Source organism: Secundilactobacillus mixtipabuli (assembly GCF_002217925.1).
GTDB classification, from domain to species: domain Bacteria; phylum Bacillota; class Bacilli; order Lactobacillales; family Lactobacillaceae; genus Secundilactobacillus; species Secundilactobacillus mixtipabuli.
In genome coordinates, this window is sequence record NZ_BCMF01000005.1 from 123764 (window position 1) to 143224 (window position 19461).

The 19461-nt window shown below is 36.7% G+C and carries 19 protein-coding genes and 1 pseudogene; 1 reads left to right on the forward strand and 19 read right to left on the reverse strand.

The window, feature by feature from the left end; genetic code table 11:
• Nucleotides 1-39: 39 nt before the first annotated feature.
• The 19 genes and pseudogenes from IWT5_RS05775 to IWT5_RS05865 form a co-directional block, all read right to left on the reverse strand.
• The gene (locus IWT5_RS05775) at nt 40-1449 is read right to left on the reverse strand and encodes a lipopolysaccharide biosynthesis protein (protein ID WP_089109012.1); all 1410 of its coding nucleotides are present in this window, start codon (nt 1447-1449) and stop codon (nt 40-42) included.
• Nucleotides 1442-2512, reverse strand: a complete 1071-nt coding sequence (locus IWT5_RS05780; RefSeq protein WP_159459296.1) for a polysaccharide pyruvyl transferase family protein — start codon at nt 2510-2512, stop codon at nt 1442-1444. Before IWT5_RS05780 ends, IWT5_RS05775 begins: the two co-directional genes overlap by 8 nt.
• Nucleotides 2513-2806: 294 nt before the next feature.
• Nucleotides 2807-3010 (reverse strand): annotated as a pseudogene (locus IWT5_RS12455) (hypothetical protein); the annotation flags it as partial.
• Nucleotides 3011-3071: 61 nt separating this feature from the next.
• Entirely contained in the window at nt 3072-3371 is a 300-nt protein-coding gene (locus IWT5_RS12460) for a capsular polysaccharide synthesis protein (RefSeq protein ID WP_089109015.1), read from the reverse strand.
• A gap of 183 nt (nt 3372-3554) precedes the next feature.
• On the reverse strand, nt 3555-4679 hold the full coding sequence (gene glf, locus IWT5_RS05795; RefSeq protein WP_089109016.1) for a UDP-galactopyranose mutase: 1125 nt from the start codon (nt 4677-4679) through the stop codon (nt 3555-3557).
• Between the two features lie 2 nt (nt 4680-4681).
• Nucleotides 4682-5605, reverse strand: coding sequence for a glycosyltransferase (locus tag IWT5_RS05800; RefSeq protein WP_089109017.1), 924 nt, complete (start codon nt 5603-5605; stop codon nt 4682-4684).
• 131 nt (nt 5606-5736) lie between these two features.
• Nucleotides 5737-6792 carry an EpsG family protein gene (locus IWT5_RS05805; protein WP_089109018.1) on the reverse strand — a complete coding sequence of 352 codons (1056 nt, stop codon included), beginning with the start codon at nt 6790-6792 and terminating at the stop codon, nt 5737-5739.
• A gap of 109 nt (nt 6793-6901) precedes the next feature.
• Nucleotides 6902-7987 (reverse strand): glycosyltransferase, encoded by a 1086-nt coding sequence (locus IWT5_RS05810; RefSeq protein WP_089109019.1) that lies wholly within the window; start codon nt 7985-7987, stop codon nt 6902-6904.
• A gap of 23 nt (nt 7988-8010) precedes the next feature.
• Entirely contained in the window at nt 8011-9003 is a 993-nt protein-coding gene (locus tag IWT5_RS05815; RefSeq protein ID WP_089109020.1) for a glycosyltransferase family 2 protein, read from the reverse strand.
• Nucleotides 8966-10075: a glycosyltransferase gene (locus IWT5_RS05820; RefSeq protein WP_225360242.1), complete on the reverse strand. Its 1110-nt coding sequence runs from the start codon at nt 10073-10075 to the stop codon at nt 8966-8968. The genes IWT5_RS05815 and IWT5_RS05820 overlap by 38 nt, the downstream gene beginning before the upstream one ends.
• Before the next feature lie 92 nt (nt 10076-10167).
• Nucleotides 10168-10854, reverse strand: a complete 687-nt coding sequence (locus IWT5_RS05825; RefSeq protein WP_089109022.1) for a sugar transferase — start codon at nt 10852-10854, stop codon at nt 10168-10170.
• Between the two features lie 23 nt (nt 10855-10877).
• The gene (locus IWT5_RS05830; RefSeq protein ID WP_089109023.1) at nt 10878-11654 is read right to left on the reverse strand and encodes a tyrosine-protein phosphatase; all 777 of its coding nucleotides are present in this window, start codon (nt 11652-11654) and stop codon (nt 10878-10880) included.
• 18 nt (nt 11655-11672) lie between these two features.
• Nucleotides 11673-12404, reverse strand: a complete 732-nt coding sequence (locus tag IWT5_RS05835) for a CpsD/CapB family tyrosine-protein kinase (protein ID WP_089109024.1) — start codon at nt 12402-12404, stop codon at nt 11673-11675.
• Between the two features lies 1 nt (nt 12405).
• Nucleotides 12406-13260, reverse strand: a complete 855-nt coding sequence (locus IWT5_RS05840; protein WP_089109025.1) for a YveK family protein — start codon at nt 13258-13260, stop codon at nt 12406-12408.
• A gap of 60 nt (nt 13261-13320) precedes the next feature.
• Nucleotides 13321-14307, reverse strand: coding sequence for an LCP family glycopolymer transferase (locus tag IWT5_RS05845; RefSeq protein ID WP_089109026.1), 987 nt, complete (start codon nt 14305-14307; stop codon nt 13321-13323).
• A gap of 181 nt (nt 14308-14488) precedes the next feature.
• Nucleotides 14489-15448 (reverse strand): ROK family protein, encoded by a 960-nt coding sequence (locus IWT5_RS05850; RefSeq protein WP_089109027.1) that lies wholly within the window; start codon nt 15446-15448, stop codon nt 14489-14491.
• A gap of 160 nt (nt 15449-15608) precedes the next feature.
• The gene (galU, locus tag IWT5_RS05855) at nt 15609-16514 is read right to left on the reverse strand and encodes a UTP--glucose-1-phosphate uridylyltransferase GalU (protein ID WP_089109028.1); all 906 of its coding nucleotides are present in this window, start codon (nt 16512-16514) and stop codon (nt 15609-15611) included.
• A 144-nt stretch (nt 16515-16658) separates the two neighbouring features.
• Nucleotides 16659-17570 (reverse strand): hypothetical protein, encoded by a 912-nt coding sequence (locus tag IWT5_RS05860; RefSeq protein ID WP_089109029.1) that lies wholly within the window; start codon nt 17568-17570, stop codon nt 16659-16661.
• Nucleotides 17571-17750: 180 nt separating this feature from the next.
• Nucleotides 17751-18197, reverse strand: coding sequence for a CopY/TcrY family copper transport repressor (locus IWT5_RS05865; protein ID WP_089109030.1), 447 nt, complete (start codon nt 18195-18197; stop codon nt 17751-17753).
• A gap of 195 nt (nt 18198-18392) precedes the next feature.
• On the opposite strand from IWT5_RS05865, the gene gap reads away from it, so the two are divergent.
• Nucleotides 18393-19424, forward strand: a complete 1032-nt coding sequence (gene gap, locus IWT5_RS05870) for a type I glyceraldehyde-3-phosphate dehydrogenase (RefSeq protein WP_191981293.1) — start codon at nt 18393-18395, stop codon at nt 19422-19424.
• Nucleotides 19425-19461: the final 37 nt, after the last annotated feature.

Genomic DNA, 19461 nt, shown 5'->3' on the forward strand with positions numbered 1-19461 from the left:
ACTGTGATTCATTTGTATTCTAAATAAGGCACTAAATTCCTATAAAAATTTTCTTGTTATATAGTTCAAACTTATTTTAATATTCGTAACTAGAGATAAAACTACTTTCTTATTTATAATTACAATTAATCCCAAGCCAAATATTTCCAAAATATAGTTTAAAGTAAACGGTAAGAAGAGTCCTAAATACATAAATGCCCAACCCACAACAGATACTAGAAAAGTAGTATAGTTCATTTTTATACGTAGAATTTTCCTTAAATCAATAAGTCTCATAACAATAACGGCCAAAAAGCCCAAGGTACCGCCGATACACGTTCCATATATTTCAAGCTTCATTGTGACAAGCAAACTAACGATTAAGTTAACTAACATTCCAACAATGGTCGTGCTGAAAATTCCATTTGTCTTTTTTGCAGCCAAATACGTTGTCCCTAAAAATGCAGACATATTTGAAAAAACAGACATTAGCAATAATAACGGAACATACTTCCAGGCTCCGTAATATAAACTGGATACAAAAATCTTCATAAATGGTTTTATTATGATGATAAATACCCCGACAAGTAAAAATAATAAGCCTTGTAATTTATTAAAAATACTGGAGTAATACTCCTCACTGTCTTGGCTTCTAAATTCATCTACAGCAGAAATTTGCCAGGCTTGTGTAAATACATTAAAAAGCATATTTAATATTGTTGGTATTTTATTTGCGACAGCATACAAACCATTGCCGCCCATTCCCACAAAAGTCAGAATAATATAACGATTTGCATCATTGGTCAACCACCAAGCCAAAGAATTTGGTATCAATGGCAGACTGTAACATAACATTCTCTTTACAAGCGATAAAGAAAAACTTGTTAGAGAAAAGTAATTCCAGATTTTAATTGAAAAGCTCACATAAATTAAAGATATAAACATCGCAATTAAGTATGACAGTAGATATCCCTGAACATTTAAATGCAGAAACACTAAAAATAGAACGTTTAAAGTGGCGAAGCTAATTGCATCAATAATACCTGCAACTGCATACACTACCGAATTACCATTACCACGAGCAAAATTTTGAATTAAGGTAAAAAGGCTAGTAATGACTAGTATCAGCACAAAGTATGCTAAAAACGAAATATGCATTAACCGCAATAAAGGATAAAAACAAAATAAAAGTAAACTGATCATAATCGTGACACAGATACCCGAAGTCAGAGTTTGAGAACTATCTTCATTTTTATCCATTACAAATCGGAATACTGCATCGAACATGCTCAAACTCACAACAGGTAAAAATAAATTAACAGTTGTAATAACTAAATCAACCTGACCAAATTGAGTAGTTGACATGAAATAGGTATATAGAGGCACCATGAAGAAAGAAATAAATTTACTACCTAGGTTCCCAACAGTAAAAATTATGGAATTTGAAATGAGCTTTTTGCTTCTATTCATATCTCAGATACTTTCTAATCTCTTTTTCAAAATTGTCAAAATTAGCCGCAACATTTGCATATTTTAAGCTGGTATTCGTTACTCTTTCAATTTTATCTTCAAATACTTTCAAGTCATCACTATCTATCAATTCAATGTATCCACAGTTTTTCAACCAAGTATCATAAGTTGAACTTATTTTCCAATTGTTATTTGGAAAAACAATTGCGGGAGTTTTAGTTAAATATGCAAAAACCATACCGTGTAATCGGTCAGTAACAATCAATTTATAAGTACACATTTCTCCCCAAAAGTCGTATAAGAGGCACTTTCTATTCGCTTCTGAAACAAACTTATTTGCCTTAAAAGTATCACTATACGTAATGTTCATCTGTCTTTTTTTCAAGACGTCCAAAAATTGAGTTAAATCGAAATTACCTTTCTCAATGTCACTTCTAAGCAGTGTCAATACATCATTATTTCTAGAAATCCTTGTTAAAGGAAAACTATGCTTCTCCAAAGTAAACACAATATCCGGAACCAAAAATTGCTTTTTTAAGGAAAAATTTTTCTTCATATAATCAAAGCTTTTTTTCTCCCGCAAAAAAAAGCTTGCTTGATTCGCACGATCGTAGTGATATTTCGAACTTTTTAGAAATTTATGTCCAGCTGCATCATCGGAAAAAAAAACAGATTGTGGACACATTATGAAAGGCAGTTGTGGAAATTGTTTAAGGAAATTCCATCGTGAAACTTCATCGAAAGGATATAAATTTCCAACGTTACCACCACCATTCCAGATTGCAATATCAAATTTTGAAATATTTTTTTTAATTGTTTTAATACTGGAATTAATTTCCGTATTAGGAATTTCAATAATTGCATAATTGGGAAACTTTTCTTTTAAGTATCGTTTCGTTGCATATGCTATAGCCTGATCACCTAAATTGCCATTTGTTGGAGTATCAACAAATAAAATAGCTTTGTCAATTTTAGTCAATTTAAAATTTAATTTTCTTACCACACTTTTTCGAGGGAATAATTGTCTGACATGATTTCTAATATTCTGTATGATTTTTTTCATCCTTTTTATCTCCCTGCTTTGAGATATTAAACAATCTATTATAAAAAGTCTCCTCTTCATATATGCTAGTCAAATAACGAGTTTCATTTGACAACTTAAAGAAACTTGTATCTTTTTGTAATTTACGAAATTTTTCATTATTAAATGGAGTATTCATAACTTTATTTAATTCTTCAATTTGAATATTATTGCTAGTTAAATTTTAAACGTCTTCCCTTAGCCCTCCAATATCAACAAAGTATGCATAATCCATCAAATAATCTACTAAAAAATAATCTGGAGGTTGAATTTGATTCACCACATAAAATTCATTACGATCTCGAATAAATTTAAAATATTTTTTTTAGGGTATTTAGGGTACCCACCAATTAGATAAATAGTCCATCTTTGCTTAGAAACAAATTTATGGGTGCTATCACCGCCACCTTTTGCTGTAAAAAAGGATTCTTCTAACAACTTATTCGAATCTGAGTTAGCCATAAATATTGTGCTATCAGCACAAACACCACCTACTTATAACGAAGTGAACTCCGTACATAGTCTGAAAATAATGGTAACTTTAATTCACCCTGTTCAATTCGGCTAAAAAAATAGATGGAACCGTTAAATGTTCTTGAATATTCTCCTGATTAATAACAATAACCTGATGCCCACTCATTCTTTTCATTCTATTAATATTGTTTAAAACTAACGATGGAATGGAATCCTTTTGCCACCACATTACCCATATGTAAGTTTTGAGAGGCTTTTCAGGCTTCCTGGTCTCTTGAGATGTGAAAGTTTCTATAATTGGCATTACATTTTTTTGATTTTTGACCCAATTAACCAATTGTAACAAGTCATAACATATATCTGGCATACAAATTTTAAAATAAAAAAAATTTTTTCAAGTAAAAAAATTACTTTTCTGTAAATTCTAATTATAATCAATTTGCCTCCCTGAAACTTACTCAAATATAGCTTACTTCTATTACTGAAACTGCTAACATAGCTGATTTCAAGACTTAATATATCAAAAAGCACCTAGTCTTAAACATTCCTTCTAATTGTCCAACAATCTATGCACAAGTCGCAACGCGGCCGCAATAGTTTGATCCATATTATAATACCGATACATGCCTAACCTACCCCCGAAAATTACTTTAGATTGTTTACTCACCAAATCTAGGTAATCTTTATAAAGCTTATTATTTTTCTGATCATTTACCGGATAATACGGTTCAATTCCACGGTGCCATTCAATTGGATATTCATAAGTAATAATAGACTTGTTTTTTTGTCTTTTAATACCCTCTAAATCAAAGTGTTTGTGTTCAATAATTCTTGTGTAAGGTACATCTTTATCCGTGTAATTCACTACAGCGTTACCTTGAAAATTATTGGTTTGAACCTTTTTAGTTAAAAACTTTAAACTACGATATTCTAATTCTCCCAAACTATACTCAAAAAACTGATCAATCATTCCAGTGAAAACAACTTTATTTGATTGATTTAAGACAGTTGATTTGTTTTCAAAAAAATCATAATTTAAATTTATGCTGATTAGACTACTATCAAGCATTTTTTTTACAATCTGAGTATAACCACCATTAGGTATTCCTTGATACATGTCGTTAAAATAATTATTATCATAGGTAAATCGAATTGGGAGTCTTCTGATGATAAATGCAGGTAATTCATTCGCTTTCTTACCCCATTGCTTCTCTGTATACCCCTGAACTAATTTACGATAAATATCTGGTCCGACAAGAGAAATTGCCTGTTCCTCTAAATTCCGAGGTTTCTCAATATGATATTTCTCTGTTTGGTCATCAATAACCTTTCTTGCCTCATCAGGTGTAGTTACGCCCCACATTCTATTAAATGTATTCATGTTAAATGGCAAGTTATATATCTCACCCTTATAGTTAGCAATAGGTGAATTGGTATAACGATTAAAGCTAGCGAATTGATTGATATATTCCCAAATTCCTTTATTGTTTGTATGAAAAATATGAGCACCATATTTATGTACAATAATTCCATCTAAATTTTCTGTATATATATTTCCAGCAATATGATCCCTCTTTTCAATAACATTTACTTTGTAACCGTGCTTTGCCAATTCATAAGCAACTGTTGAGCCAAACAATCCTGCCCCCACAATAGAAAAATCATATTTTGTCACTTTTATCCCCACTTTCGATGTCTAATTTTAAGAGAAGCTATTTTTTGAATTAAAACATTTCTTAAAAAGATTCGACCAATCTTAGAAGTACCTAAACTACCTATGAAAAAAATTTTTCTTGGAATACTGAGATACTTTCTATTAAAAAATTTTTTCTTAATGAGTTTATATCTATTACTCTGATTCGAATTAATATGAATTTTCGTTAAATAGTTTAAAGGCATTACCTTACCTTGCCTATAATTTTTAGCTAACTCGTTTGCAATTAAGATCTGCTCCAAGCCTTTCGACTCGCTGACGGAAGAACTAACAACTCTTTTATAAACTGTTTGATTAGAAAGCTGTCCAAGCCTATAGTCTCTTAACAATGCCCGAATTACAAAATCGTAGTCTTCAGCAAATGGTATCTTTCTATAACCTTGTAAGTGTTCAAACACTTTCCGCTTTCCAAGCCAAGTTGGGTGCCAAAAAACATTTTGCCATTTTTCAATTTTTTTGATGTCATTTGCCATTAAATTGTTAGTATAATACGAATTACCAATCTGATTTCCCCTTTCATCTATTTTCTTTACATCTGAAGAAATCAGGTCAAAATTATTCTTCTGTAAGAACTCTAGTTCTTTCTCTAACCTATCCGTACATGCGATATCATCGCTGTCCATCCTGGCAATGTAATCCCCGGTGCTTAAACTTATACCATAATTTAAGCTTGAAACCAATCCAACATTAACCAAATTAGTCTTACAAATATATTTAACATTACACTTGGTAAGCTGATTTTTTAATTGATCAATATCGTCATAATTAGGGTTATCAATAACAATAATCAACTCAATATTTTGATAAGATTGATTAATTATAGATTCTAAAGCAGAATGTAGCCACTCCCATGGCTCTTTATAGATAGTCATAATGATAGAAATCAATAAAAGGTACCCGCCTTTCAAAACAGGAAATATTCAATCAGGGTATTAAAATATAGCTTGTGACTTTACGTCTTCAGTCTTTACTGGTAGTTATAAATATAACAATTCAAATGAAAACTAACTAATCTCCATTAATTCATTGAATAAGGAATTATATCACCGTAATTCCCAGAAAGCTTATATATAAATATTATAATTCCGACAAACATCACTAAACTTGTTAGAATTAAAAAGACAACACGTTTTTGAACAAATCTTTTTGAAATTTCAAAGTTAATCAGAGGCAAAGAAAGTGCAGCATAAACAATGAAATAATTTGCAATTCTTACTATCAACTGGGATTTCATTCCCACCATGTAAAGAACGGATCCAATTGCTGTTAAAAAAACCAAAAAGCTTGCTTCACTTTCATCCAAAATATTAGAAATATAAATACCTACAAGTAACATTACAAAAACAAAAAAGCCTAAGAAAAAGGACCCACCCTTTGAACTTAAAGAGGTTACATCATTATATATCTCATAATGGATAAATAATCTTGAAAAAATTAGGTTTAAAATGTTTAAGCTTAAGGCGGACCCCATCGAGCACGCTGAAACTATTATAAAATTCCTTTTATTCTTTTTTATGAATTTAATTAAAAATGCCGCAAACATAACAATTGCAGTACTATGAATACCAACAGCAATAATAATTAACAAAAAAGAAATAAACCATTTTCTTCTATCCAACAGGCTAACTGACAGCATTGTTACACTTATTGCTAAAAATTGCCGCTGAATATTAAAACTTTCAAAATAGAAAAAAAAACTAATATATATATATAAATTTAAAAAAATAAAATTATACTGTCGTGAAAAGTTTGAGAAGCTTAACATTATCAACAGAATAGTTATGAACGAAATTACAAATAGCCAGCCATGATAATTGTTTCCTACAAATCTCCAAACTATCTTTTCAAGAAAAATATATATAGCTGAACCATTTTGGTTAAAGTTGTTAGCCTGATGGATATAAAAACTAACATATGATGGTGTATCCGTCCCCACTGTGTAGGACCTAAGGCCTAAAAGCAATGATAAATGCATAATAGCGGTGAAATAATAAAACAATCTATTCCTAAATATTATTAAGAAAAGAGCACTGTAACATATAAAAAAAGCAAATTGTAATAGATAAAAAGTCAAAGTGAATACCTCGTGTTCAAAAATCTTATCAAATTAAATCTGACAATTATCAGATAGAAAACTTCACTACACTGATATTAACATCAGAAAAACCTTTTAAAAGTCAAAGCTAATTTTCTTTTTTTAATGATGCTAGCGCATTGCAAAAATTCAGGCAATAATTATCAGAGTAAAATTGATTTATTGAATTTTTAATTTGCAAATAATCACTTAGTTGAATCTGTCCATCCACCATTTTTTGTAAGTAATAGATAAAAAGGCTTTGATCATTTTTTTCAACAAGAAAACCATTGTTCCTATTTATTATATCTTCCGGGCCTGTTTCACAATTAACTGATATAACTGGTATGCCCACAGATATTGCTTCATTCAGAACCATAGGAAAGCCTTCGAATTTGGAAGTTAATAATAACGCATCTACCCTAGATAAACTTGTCCAAACATCCTTTTTAAAACCCATAAACTTAATTTTTGCACTCAAATTTTTTGATTGAATATATGCTTTAACTTTTGATATTTCACCATGTCCATAAATCAAGAGTTCCCAGTTGCCATGAACATTTGCTAACACATCAATCAAATATCTCAAATTTTTCTGACCATCAAGCATTACTCTGCCAACATATATAAATCTTCGCTTATCATCACTGAAAGTTCTCGGAACGGTTACTGAATTGCGCAATACTGGATTATAGATTGTCCTAATTTTTTCTTTGCTAATCCCCAAATTTCTATACTGTCCTGCAATTCCAGAACTAATTGCAAAATATCCGTCAGCTTTATTGAGATAAGTTCTTTTTATTGGTTTATTCTTTAAAGAAAAGTGATACCAAGCAACTATGAGATACTTTCGCCGAAAAATTTTTTTGAATAAGAATAAAATATACCACATGATAGGATGTGTAACTACAACTGCAAAAGCATCCTTTTCTTTGGCAATTAGAAATGGCAAGAGAAACGGTAAAAAAAATACGTATTTTATTTTTCTTAAAAACATAGATTTACCAAAGCTTATGATCTTTCGATCTTTAATTCCTTTTAACCATTCACCATTTTCATACCCGCCAACACAAAATAATTTTAAATGATAATTTGAATCAGCAACTGTATCAAATTCTGAAAACAAATTAGAAATCACTGTTTCAGTTCCACCAAAGCCCGATAAGTGTGGGGTAAAAATACAAACTTTTTTCAAAAATATATCCTCACTTTAATTCACTACCATTCACCAAGTTTAGCTTTCCACAGTGCTAAAAAATGTAGCACCGGAAAAATCAAGAAATGACTCTTTATTAAAAATTGTATAGGTTCATTCATATCCTCAATTTTATAATTAAAATTCCAGTCTATTTCACGCTTAAAATTTTTTAATTCTTGATAAGTGGATTTCCTTATTTTTTGCAACAAAATAATTTTAAAATGGGCAGCAATCATTTCGCTAATACGACTACAAACGATACTGTTATTCATCCCCATCGAAGACATGTGCTCATTTATATTAACTAGTACTTGCTTATGCTGTGCTTTATTTTTTATAAATTTATCTACACTGGTTGATTGTCCCTCTCTATTAATTCTATATACATAAAGAGGGCTACAAGTATATTTTATAGTTTTTATAAACTTAATTGGATATAATATATACTCAACATCAACGTAAAAAGAATTTTCATCTACTTTTATATCTAAAAAGTTTTCTTTTAAAATACTAGTTTTATATATAATACTGTGCATGGGCGGAACTTTATAAATACCATGTCCATACGCATAATCAACGCTTTCTCTCAAATTATTGGGTTTAAATGGGTATACAATACTTTGCCTTTTAGTTTTGTCATTAAACTCAAGATACGGCGAAACAACCATATCTACAGATTCTTTTTTTAAAAAAGAAATCATTTTTTTTAATGCTTCAGCTTCCAGCCAGTCATCAGCATCTAATAGCTTAAAATATTGTCCTGTGGCTTTTAAGATCCCTACGTTAATAGTTGAACCATGTCCAGCGTTCACTTTATCAATGACCCGAATTAAATTTGGAAATTGTATTGCAAACTCTTTAGCAATCTTCAATGTATCATCTTTTGAACCGTCATTAACAACTAAAATTTCAAGATCATTCTCCAAATGCAAACTAACGAATGACTTTAATAATGGATTTAAAAACTCTTCTACGTTATAACTTGGTATGGTTATTGTTAGTATTTTCCCCATAAATTCCCCTTATTTCTAACTGTTGATCATAATAATTCTGTAAAGTCATACCTAAATTTTGTAGAGAAAATCCAGAATTAAATGCTGACTTGTCAAAATTAATTCTATTAGTATTTATTTTATTTATAATTTTTGAACACCATGAATCTACATTCCAATTAGATATCCTGACAATTAAATCTTGCTTAAAGTCAACATCATCCGGAACCCCTTTGGAAACAAAAACCTGTAAACCGGAAATCTGTGCTTCAACAGCAACCATACCAAAAGCTTCACGAGAAGACGGAAAAATGATTCCATCAACTGCTGAATAATAATCCTCAATATTACTTCTATTTGGCAATAAGAACATAAAATCATTTGATGCTGCAATTTTTGTTAAATAGTCCCTCTGAGGCCCTTCACCAATAATCAAGAGTTTATATTTAGGATTAAGTTTATGCATCTTTTGTAATACTTTCATTGCAAAAATATGCTTTTTCCCTTTTACCAATCTCCCGAAATCACCGATTAGGATATCTTCGTCCCTAATTTTCAGCTGTTTTCTCAATTTTATTCTCACCGTTGAATCAAACTTAAATTTGGAAATATTCACACCATTTTTCAGAATTAGTAATTTTTTATCTGCAATTTGTCTGCCAAATAACCATCGACCTGTTTCATAAGTTGGTGCTACATATGCATTTGCAAAGAAATTTGAAAATAACCGTAAGCTATATTTAAGAAAGTTTTTTTTAAAACCATCACTTTTGGCTATAAGATTGTGTGTGTGTGAAATTCTCACTGGAACCTTGTTTACCCAAGCAATAAATAGCGGAAAAATATTTAAAGTACTAATGTTTGCATGCACAATTTCATACTGCTTTTGTCTCAATATTCTATTTAAGTCACTAAAGTACTTAAATAGATTTTGATAAGGCGAAATAAGGAAAATTTCCCCTCCGAATTCATGAATTTGTCTTTTGGGTATAATAGTCGAATCTGAGTCTATGATAAAATCAAAAAGATACTTATCATGATCTACGGATTGAAATGCGTTTAATATTAATTGTTCTACACCACCGCCAACCATTTTCCCCAATCATTGCAACTCTAGTTGGCTTTTGGGGAATACTCAAGTTGTTCATGTACTAATTCCCACCGCCTTTCAAACTGAATTTCTGTTTAATAAGCATTGTTAGGCTTAATAATTATTTCAACTGTTTTACAAAGAATATAAAAATCAAAAAGCACACCAGACTTTTGAATATATTTGATATCCAATTTAATCATCTCATGAAAACCGACACTGTTTCTGGCAGTGACCTGCCAAAGTCCCGTACATCCAGGTGTAACTAACAAGCGTTGTTTATCATACTCAGTATATTGTTTTATCTCTCGCTCCAAGGGTGGTCTAGGACCGACAAGTGCCATATCACCTTTCAAAACATTCAAAAGCTGTGGTAATTCATCAACGCTATACTTACGTATTATTCGTCCTATATGCGTAATTCTAGGGTCATTTTTCATTTTAAACATTGCGCCATCAACTTCATTTTTATCAACAACTTTTTCAAATTTTTTATCTGCATCAACTATCATTGAGCGAAATTTATACATTTTGAAGGGATGACCATTTCTTCCAATCCTTATTTGCGAATAAAAAACAGGTCCCTTTGAATCATCAATCTTTATCAAAACAGCAACAATCAAAAATACTGGAATTAAGAAAATAAGAGCAATTAAGCTAAATACTTTGTCAAAAACTATCTTGATTATTCGATAACCATATCGATGATCAATTTTTTCCTGTTGTAAGACTTGGGGGTCCTCAAGTAAACCTAAATGATTACTTTTGCTTCCAGCTTGCATAGTCTCGTTTTCCTCTTTTCTAGCTAAAAATTAAATATATCCAGCCATTTTTTTTCTTTCCTGATTGCATAAATTAAATGAGTCTTAATTTCCTCTGCATTTATGATTTTCTTCGCATTATTTTCAAAATTATTAGCTGTTTCAAGTCCAAACTCCTGGTTGAGTTTAGAAAAAGCCTCCCTCATCTCATAGTTGCGGCCCGGCAAATGATGTGCGTCAGATGCAAACACATAACATTGCCCAGTCTCTATCAGTTGGGCACTAAAATGTTCAACTTTTTTACCAAACGTGCCAACATAGCTACTAGCAGTAATCTGTGATAAGCAGCCTTTCTGAAGTAAATCATAAATCAACTCAGGATGTCGCATGATCTTAGTATTCCGTTCCGGATGAACAATCACCGGCACGATTCCTCGCTGTTGTAGCTGATAGATCATTTCATCAGTATACGCCGGGACATCATCATCTGGGAACTCCAGCATCAGATACTTGCCACCTTCATCGGCAAACAAGATATCATCTTGATCTAATGCCTTTAACAAATCGCCATTGATTCGAACTTCCTGACCGGGAAAAACCGATAAGGGAATCTGGTGCTGATTTAACTGGTCTTGAAATTCCGCTGTCAGCCTGATGACATCTTTCTTATGATTGATATACCGGCCATTCATATGATGGGGGGTTAACAAAGCATGAGTTACACCATTTTGAACGGCTTCACTGGCCAATCTCAACGAAATCTTCATATTAGCTGAACCATCATCAATTCCAGGCAGTAAATGGCAATGAAGGTCAATCATCGTATCATCCTCTCAACCTTATTGTTCATACCCATAACCATATCCGTAACCATATCCGTAGCCATAACCGTTCTTGGGAGCAACATCGTTTAAAACGTATCCCAACAAGTTAGCATGAACCATGGTCAGCAATTCTTTAGAACGTGTAACATCCGCACGTTGTGCAAGACCTTGACGAACCACTAGGATCACGCCGTCAACGTGAGCTGATAATACTTGGGTATCTGTCACTTCTAGTAGAGGTGGAACATCAAAAACAACAACGTCATATTCTGACTTTGCAGCCTCAACAAAATGTTTCATTCGCTGTGAATTTAACAGTTCTGCTGGGTTGGGTGGGATTGGTCCACTGGTGATGACCGTTAGATTATCAATCACATCAGCATTCGCAATTGAATGAAAATCTACATTGTTAGCTAAAATAGTGGACAAGCCTTGCGTATTGGGTAAAACAAATGTGGCGTGTAAAGTCGGCCGGCGTAAGTCAGCATCGATGAACAGCACTTTCTTGCCTTGTTGTGCCCAGGTCACGGCGACATTCGCCGATACGGTGGATTTCCCCTCACTCACATCAGAAGAAGTAAATAATACCGTTTTGATTTCTTTATCGATGCTAGAAAATTCAATGTTCGTCCGAACTGTTCGGAACTGTTCTGCAACCACGTTTTTCGGTTCAACAGCAGTAACTAATTTAACGCCGTTTTCGATGGAATCGGTTGAAGGGCGTTTTTTATGATGAAATAATGACATTCTAAACCCTCCTAAATTCGCGACTTGTCTGGCTTTCATTGGGCTTCACAAATCGTTTATTGCCATTAATTTTAATGGTGGCAACGTGCCCCAAATTGATTAGGCCCAATTCATTTTGTAAAAAGTCATCATCTTTAACAGAAGTATCCGTCAGTTCTTTAATAAAGGCATATCCGGTTCCTACTAATAAACCAACAATAAAGCCAAGTAACACAATCAGTTTAGTATTTGGTGAAGTCTTACTGTAATCTGGTGTGGCTTTAGAGACCGTTGTTACGTTGTTAATCCGCATCATTGACTTGATTTTAGATTTAAAGACTTTAGCAACTTCGTTTGCAACTGCTGCCGATTTATTCGGATCATTGGTTTCAACGTTAATCGCAAAAACCTGCGAATTTTGCTGGCTACTTAACGAAATAGCGTTTTTTAGCTCACCCACAGTGACAGCATAGGCTCTACCGGTCGATTTATAGATTGCTGGCTTCGCTGCCCGGGCGAGTACTTTTCGCCCCGTTGCGGCATTAGTTCGATAAATTGCCTTAGTCGCTGGTCGAACTAATTTTTCTGGATTTGCTAAGTCTTTTTGCGCTTGTTCAAGAATCACTTGGTTCGTCACGATATCTTTATAGGTACTGATCATTTGAACATCAGCTTGTTGATTCTGAGCTGCTAGTGCTGGGTTACTATCATCTTTGCGATTAACTAACAGCTGTGTTGTTGCTGTATACTTTGGTGTCATTGCGAACTCTGAAACCGCAAAGGCAATCAGGCCAAATCCGATTGTCGCAACAATAATGAAAACAAAGTGTTTACGTAAAATGCCGAGCATCCTTTTTAAATCGATGGTACTTTCCATGCTTTTCCTCCGGAGTGGTCTTATTCTGAATTCATACTTTGATGGTGGTAGTGTTCATCACTAATTTTTAGTCGTTAATCCTAAATTGCTGCGTAATTCATTAGAAACCCGGGCGCGTTCAGCAGCTGAAACAACCTCAAACGATTGACCGCCTAACATCTTGGTCTTCCCTTGGGCATGATCAGACACGGCGTTCTTACCAGCTGTGCGGTACTTCAGTGCTAAGCCCAGCATGTCGCTACGCGTGAGATCGGTCTGCATTTCATCCGAAATGGCAATCATGAAATCGTCGTTCAAAACGGTCTTATAGGACACTGACTTCTTCAATAGAGCAGTGATGATCAGCCGCTGACGTTCTTGCCGACCATAATCCCCGCGAGGATCGTCATATCTCATTCGTGAGAATTTCAGTGTTTTATTACCATTTAAATGATACTTTTGTCCCTTTTGGAACGTGGCACCCAGATAACTAAAAGATAGTGGAGATACAACATCCACCCCACCGACTTCATCAATGGCTTTTTCCAATCCACCCATATTAACCAACAGATAATAATCGATTGGCACGTTTAAATACTTTTGAACCGTTGAAATGGTCTCTTTAGTACCACCATACGTATATGCTGAGTTAATTTTAGCTGGTGAATATTTTGCATAGCCGGGCAAATTAACTTTCATGTCACGGGGTAAACTAACCATGGTCGACTTATTCGTCTTAGGGTTGATGGTCATGACCATGATGGTATCGGTCCGACCCTTATAATTTCGACCCATCGCCCCGGTATCCGTTCCAAGTAGCAAAATCGAAACGGGCTTCTTTTTAGCGATCACCTGAGAGGCGTCCCGTAATTTTGGTGCGCCAGAGGGTTGATAGATAATCTTAGAAGTTTCCGATAGTTTGTGCCAAGCATAGGCAACATAACCACCCGCCGCCACGAAAATAATGGCAATCAACCAAATAAAGAACCGTTTTAGCCAACGGCGTCGATGATGGTGGTGATGAATATGATTCGTTGCTTGACGTAATTCTTTGTTATCTTCACTCATGTTTCGTTTTTCTCCCTACCCCCACCCGAAAAAGATGGGTTCCTTAACAGGATCAATTTTGCATTATAACAATTTCACACGTTATAACCTAACTATTCTCTATCATTGTCTAGACCGCGTCAAGGCTATATAATGATTTAACTACAACTTTTTCTAACTTATACATGAAAAATAGCATTAATCAAATGGAATTTTGTTTCGCATACACGCCAGCGCCAACCATTCCTGCCCAAGGGCCTAACTGAGCAGGCACAATATCACATACCTCACGGGCAACTTTCAGGGCATGGCCCGCAATCACTTCTTTGGTGGGGCCTAATAACCGTTCACCAGCTGCAGCCACGCCACCGCCAATAATGATTCGCTCAGGATTATACAGATTGATGGCCGAAGATAGCCCGTAACCCAAAATTTCGCCGGTCTCCTGCATCACCGCTTGTGCAAGCTTATCGCCTTGGTCATAAGCCTCTGAAATCATTCGGGCAGTCAGCTTCGTCTCATCACCTTGGGTCCATTCACTCATCACACTGGTCTCACCAGCTGCTAGGTGTTCCTGCACCGTTTTAACCATGCCTCTAGCCGAAACATAACGGCCAAGACAGCCAGAACTACCGCAGGCACAGGGACGCCCGTGACGATACATATTGAGATGACCAAGCTCAGCAGCACTATTGGATTTCCCATACATCATCTGACCGTTAGTAATCATGGCGGCCCCTAACCCGGTTCCCAGCGTCACCATCAACACATCCTGTTTACCCTTGCCAGCGCCAAGCTGCCACTCACCATAAAGATTGACGCGCACATCGTTATCCATATAAGTTGGCACGTGAAATTGATCTTCAATCAGCTGAACGACGGGCACGTTGTCCCAGTGCGAAAAATTAGGCGAAAAAATCGACAAGCCCCGTTCAATGTCCATTTGACCAGGAACGCCGACACCGATTGCCTTGATCTGATCAGAACCGGTCTGGGTTTCTACTAGTAATTTTTTCACCCCAGCAATCAGGTTTGTCATCACGGTTTGACTGTCAGTTTCTGATTCAGTTGGCACTTTTAATTTAGACTGGACCGTTAAATCAGGGTTGAGCAGCCCGATTTTGATGTTGGTTCCTCCCAGATCGATTCCAATGTAGAACATAGCTTCCACCTACCTGTAAGCGTTTTTATATTACCTATTATAATACCACCGGCAAGCGCCATTATTTAGCCCGTAAAATAATTGAAATATAAGTGAATCAATTAAAAAAGTCCAACTCATTAACGAGTTGGACTGCCGCAATCTGGTTGACCAGATTGACTTATTTTTTATTTGATTGATCTTCCTTGCGCAGCTTATCAGCCGTATCCAGAATATATTGCCGTAATTCGTCCTTGATTTCGGGATGAGTCAAACCGTATTCCACATTGGTCTTGACATAGCCAAATTTGTTACCAACATCGAACCGCTGGCCCTTAAATTCATGGGCAAAAACGCGCTGAGTCTGGTTCAAGGTATCAATGGCATCCGTCAACTGGATTTCGCCACCCTTACCAGGCTTCTGATTAGCCAGAATATCAAAGATTTCTGGTGTCAGCAGGTAGCGGCCAATGATAGCCAGGTCACTAGGTGCATCTTCCACAGCGGGTTTTTCAACGAAACGGTTAACGTTATATAAATCAGTATCAACTTTGTTTTGAGGATCGATGACACCGTAGGCAGACACTTCATCGTGTGGCACTTTCTTGACGGCCAGAATGGATGAATGGGTCTTCTCGTATTCGTTGATCAGCTGCTTGGTCAAAGGCACCTTATCGTTCATCAAGTCATCACCGAGCATGACCACGAATGGTTCGTCGGCGATAAATGACTTGGCGTAACGAATCGCATCGCCTAGGCCATTAGGATAGGGCTGGCGAATGTAGTAAAGGTTCATGCCGGCAGCGGCAGTGGTCTCTTGAACCAGCTTTAGCAGCTGAGTCTTGCCCTTTTCTTTCAGGTTTTGTTCGAGCTCAGGCGCTGAATCGAAATGGTCTTCGATGGAACGCTTACCCTTACCTTCAATAATCAGAATATCTTCGATGCCGCTTGCTTTGGCTTCTTCCACAATGAATTGAATCGTTGGCTTATCAACGATGGGTAACATTTCCTTGGCAAGTGCCTTAGTTGCTGGTAGGAACCGGGTTCCAAGACCAGCCGCTGGGATGACGGCTTTACGTACTTTCATGTTTAGAATCTCCTCTAAAATAGGTTTGTATGCTGTTACAGCTACCTTTCATTTTACACTATGTGGTGTTAAAAAGGACTTAAATTTAATAATTTATCACCTTGAGCGATTTTAAGTCACCAATCAGTCTGATGACTCCAGCCGTTAATCGTGCTCGGCTTCATCTAATTGCTGAAAAATTTCTCGCACCCACTGACTGTCGCCACCGTTTGGGGTTTCACTCTCCAACATAGCGTACCGTTGCTTAGGGAACTCATACCAGTCATGGGTTTCCAGCTCGTGAAGCATCGCATCCGTACCTTGTTCGATACCACGAATAATCCGCCTAACATGATCAGGCCGTAAGTAGCCCCGCTTTTGGATAAAGGTAAAGAAAGCCGTCAGCGCTGGTTTAAGCATGGTATAATCCGACTTTTTAAAAAGCAGGCCAGGGAAAAAGTGCTCCAGTAGCCCGGCCACATCATTCATGCCGGTATTTTTAATCGTTTTGCGTTGACGATTATACAACGCATCCGCAAAGATCATCACGTAAAGCTGCAACTCGGCCGCGTCCACTTTTTTTAACAAAGGCTCACACTCCGGCGAGTCAACAAAGGCTTCAAACCACTGGTCAACGTATTGCCGAACCGAATTGCTGGTGGCCTGCTGCCATTCTGGCAATGATTCTTCAGCACCATAGGGCAGTAAATACGCCGTAGTCACCGGCAACATCAGGGTCGTTAGCTGGTCATCATCCATATCAAGGCGACCACCCTTGGCTTCAAACAGCAAAAAAGTCGTCATCGATTCGTAAATTTTGGCGGTCTGCAGGACAGGCATTTCTTCTTGATACGCACTGCTTAAAAAACGGTAAAGACCGCGGTGAAGGCTACCCGCATTCCACTGAGCAAAGGGCACGTTGATTTTTTGAGCCATTAATTTAAAAAGTCCCCGAACGGCAATCTTCGATAAATCCAAATCAAAAAAGTCGACAAGCTCATGCTGGCGCAAAAATTTAACGCAGGCGCCCCATTCACGCCGAAAATCCTGTTCATATGTCATTGCTTGATTACTCATCGCTTTCTCCATTCCTACCTATTTAGCCGTTTACGCATATATTATCACAATCTTACAGCAGTTCTAGCCATCCGCTGCCACATTCGACTGAATTATTAGCGAAGTTTAATTCTTCATGCCTTTTGAGCTATTGTCAGATAAACAAAAAAAGTTATCAGTCAGTTGGCTGATAACCCTTTATTACGATTCACATTGTTCACCATTTGGCAGACAGTCACAAGACACCTCTTTAGGTGCCGTTTTCGCTTTTTCACTTAACGCTGCCTGCAGTTTTTCAATATCAGTTTGCGTCAACGTCACATGCTCAACTAGGTTCAGCAATGTGGCGCCCTTCTTCATGGCACAAAGGTGGTCAAAAAGCTGTTCCGCTGAACCGTTCATGGCATCTGACTCACTGATCGTCGCCGTATAAAGGAACCGCCGATCCTGTTTTTCAGTGGTCAGCAACCCCTTTTTCACTAACCGCCGCAATAACGTTTTGATGGTCGAGTCCGACCATGACCGCTTGGCTTGCAGCAGATCAATCAATTCACGGGAATAAAGTTTGCCCTTGGTCCAGACGATGCGCATGAGTTCCCACTCTGATGGCGTAATTTCCTGGATCGAACTTTGTAATGATTCGCTCATATTATCCCCTCCGTTTACAGTTGTACACACTAAATGAATTTTAACAGGTTCCCCGATTAAGTCAACCATTCAACTCTATTATACCGCACACCATGACCCGGTCTATACCTGGAGTCAATTCAGTTGTCATAGTCAATTATCTCCGTATAATAAGCTTGAAAGTTGCCCTCAGGCGACTCAATAAGGAGGAGATTGATCATGGTAAAAGTAGGTATTAATGGTTTTGGTCGGATCGGCCGCTTGGTATTACGTCGGGTCCTCGAGTTAAATGACCCCGATATTGAAGTCACTGCAATCAACGATTTAACAACCCCGTCGATGCTGGCCTATTTATTTAAGTATGATACGACTCATGGTACGGTACCTTATAACGTCTCAGCAACTGACGATTCACTCATTATTGACGGCAAGACCTTCCGCGTTTACGCAGAACGTGATGCCAAAAACATTCCTTGGGTAAACGAAAATGGCGTGGAACTGGTCCTTGAATGTACCGGCTTTTACACCTCTAAGGAAAAGTCCCAGGCCCACTTGGACGCCGGCGTTAAGAAGGTTTTAATCTCAGCTCCGGCTGGCCCAATCAAGACCATCGTCTACAACGTAAACGAAGAAACTATCACGCCCGCAGACACCATCATCTCTGCTGGTTCCTGCACCACCAACGCGTTAGCACCAATGGCTTACGCCCTGAACAAGGAGTTTGGCTTGGAAGTCGGCACCATGACCGTGATCCACGCCTTCACGAGTTCACAAATGATTTTGGATGGCCCTAAAGGCAGTAAACTACGCCCTAACCGGACCGCCTCCGCCAACACGATTCCACATTCCACTGGAGCAGCTAAAGCCATTGGACTGGTGATTCCAGAAATTGACGGTCACCTGCAGGGGCATGCCCAACGGGTGGCAGTCATTGACGGCTCCGTCTGCGAATTAGTGTCAGTGTTGGCCACGGAAAACGTCACGGCTGATCAAGTCAACGCTGCCATCAAACCTTACACTGATGATAACCCTTCGTTTGGCTGGAACGAAGACAGCATCGTTTCCTCTGACATCATCGGCGACACTCACGGGGGCGTTTTCGATCCAACCCTGACTGAAGTGACCTCTAACGGCAAATATCAAGTCATCAAAACCGCTACATGGTTCGATAACGAATACGGCTTTGTTTCCAACATGGTTCGGACCGCTAAAGCCTTTGCTGATGCACAGAAATTCGCGGACGCTTAAGCATTGCTGACATTTCAATAAATGATAAAAACCGCCA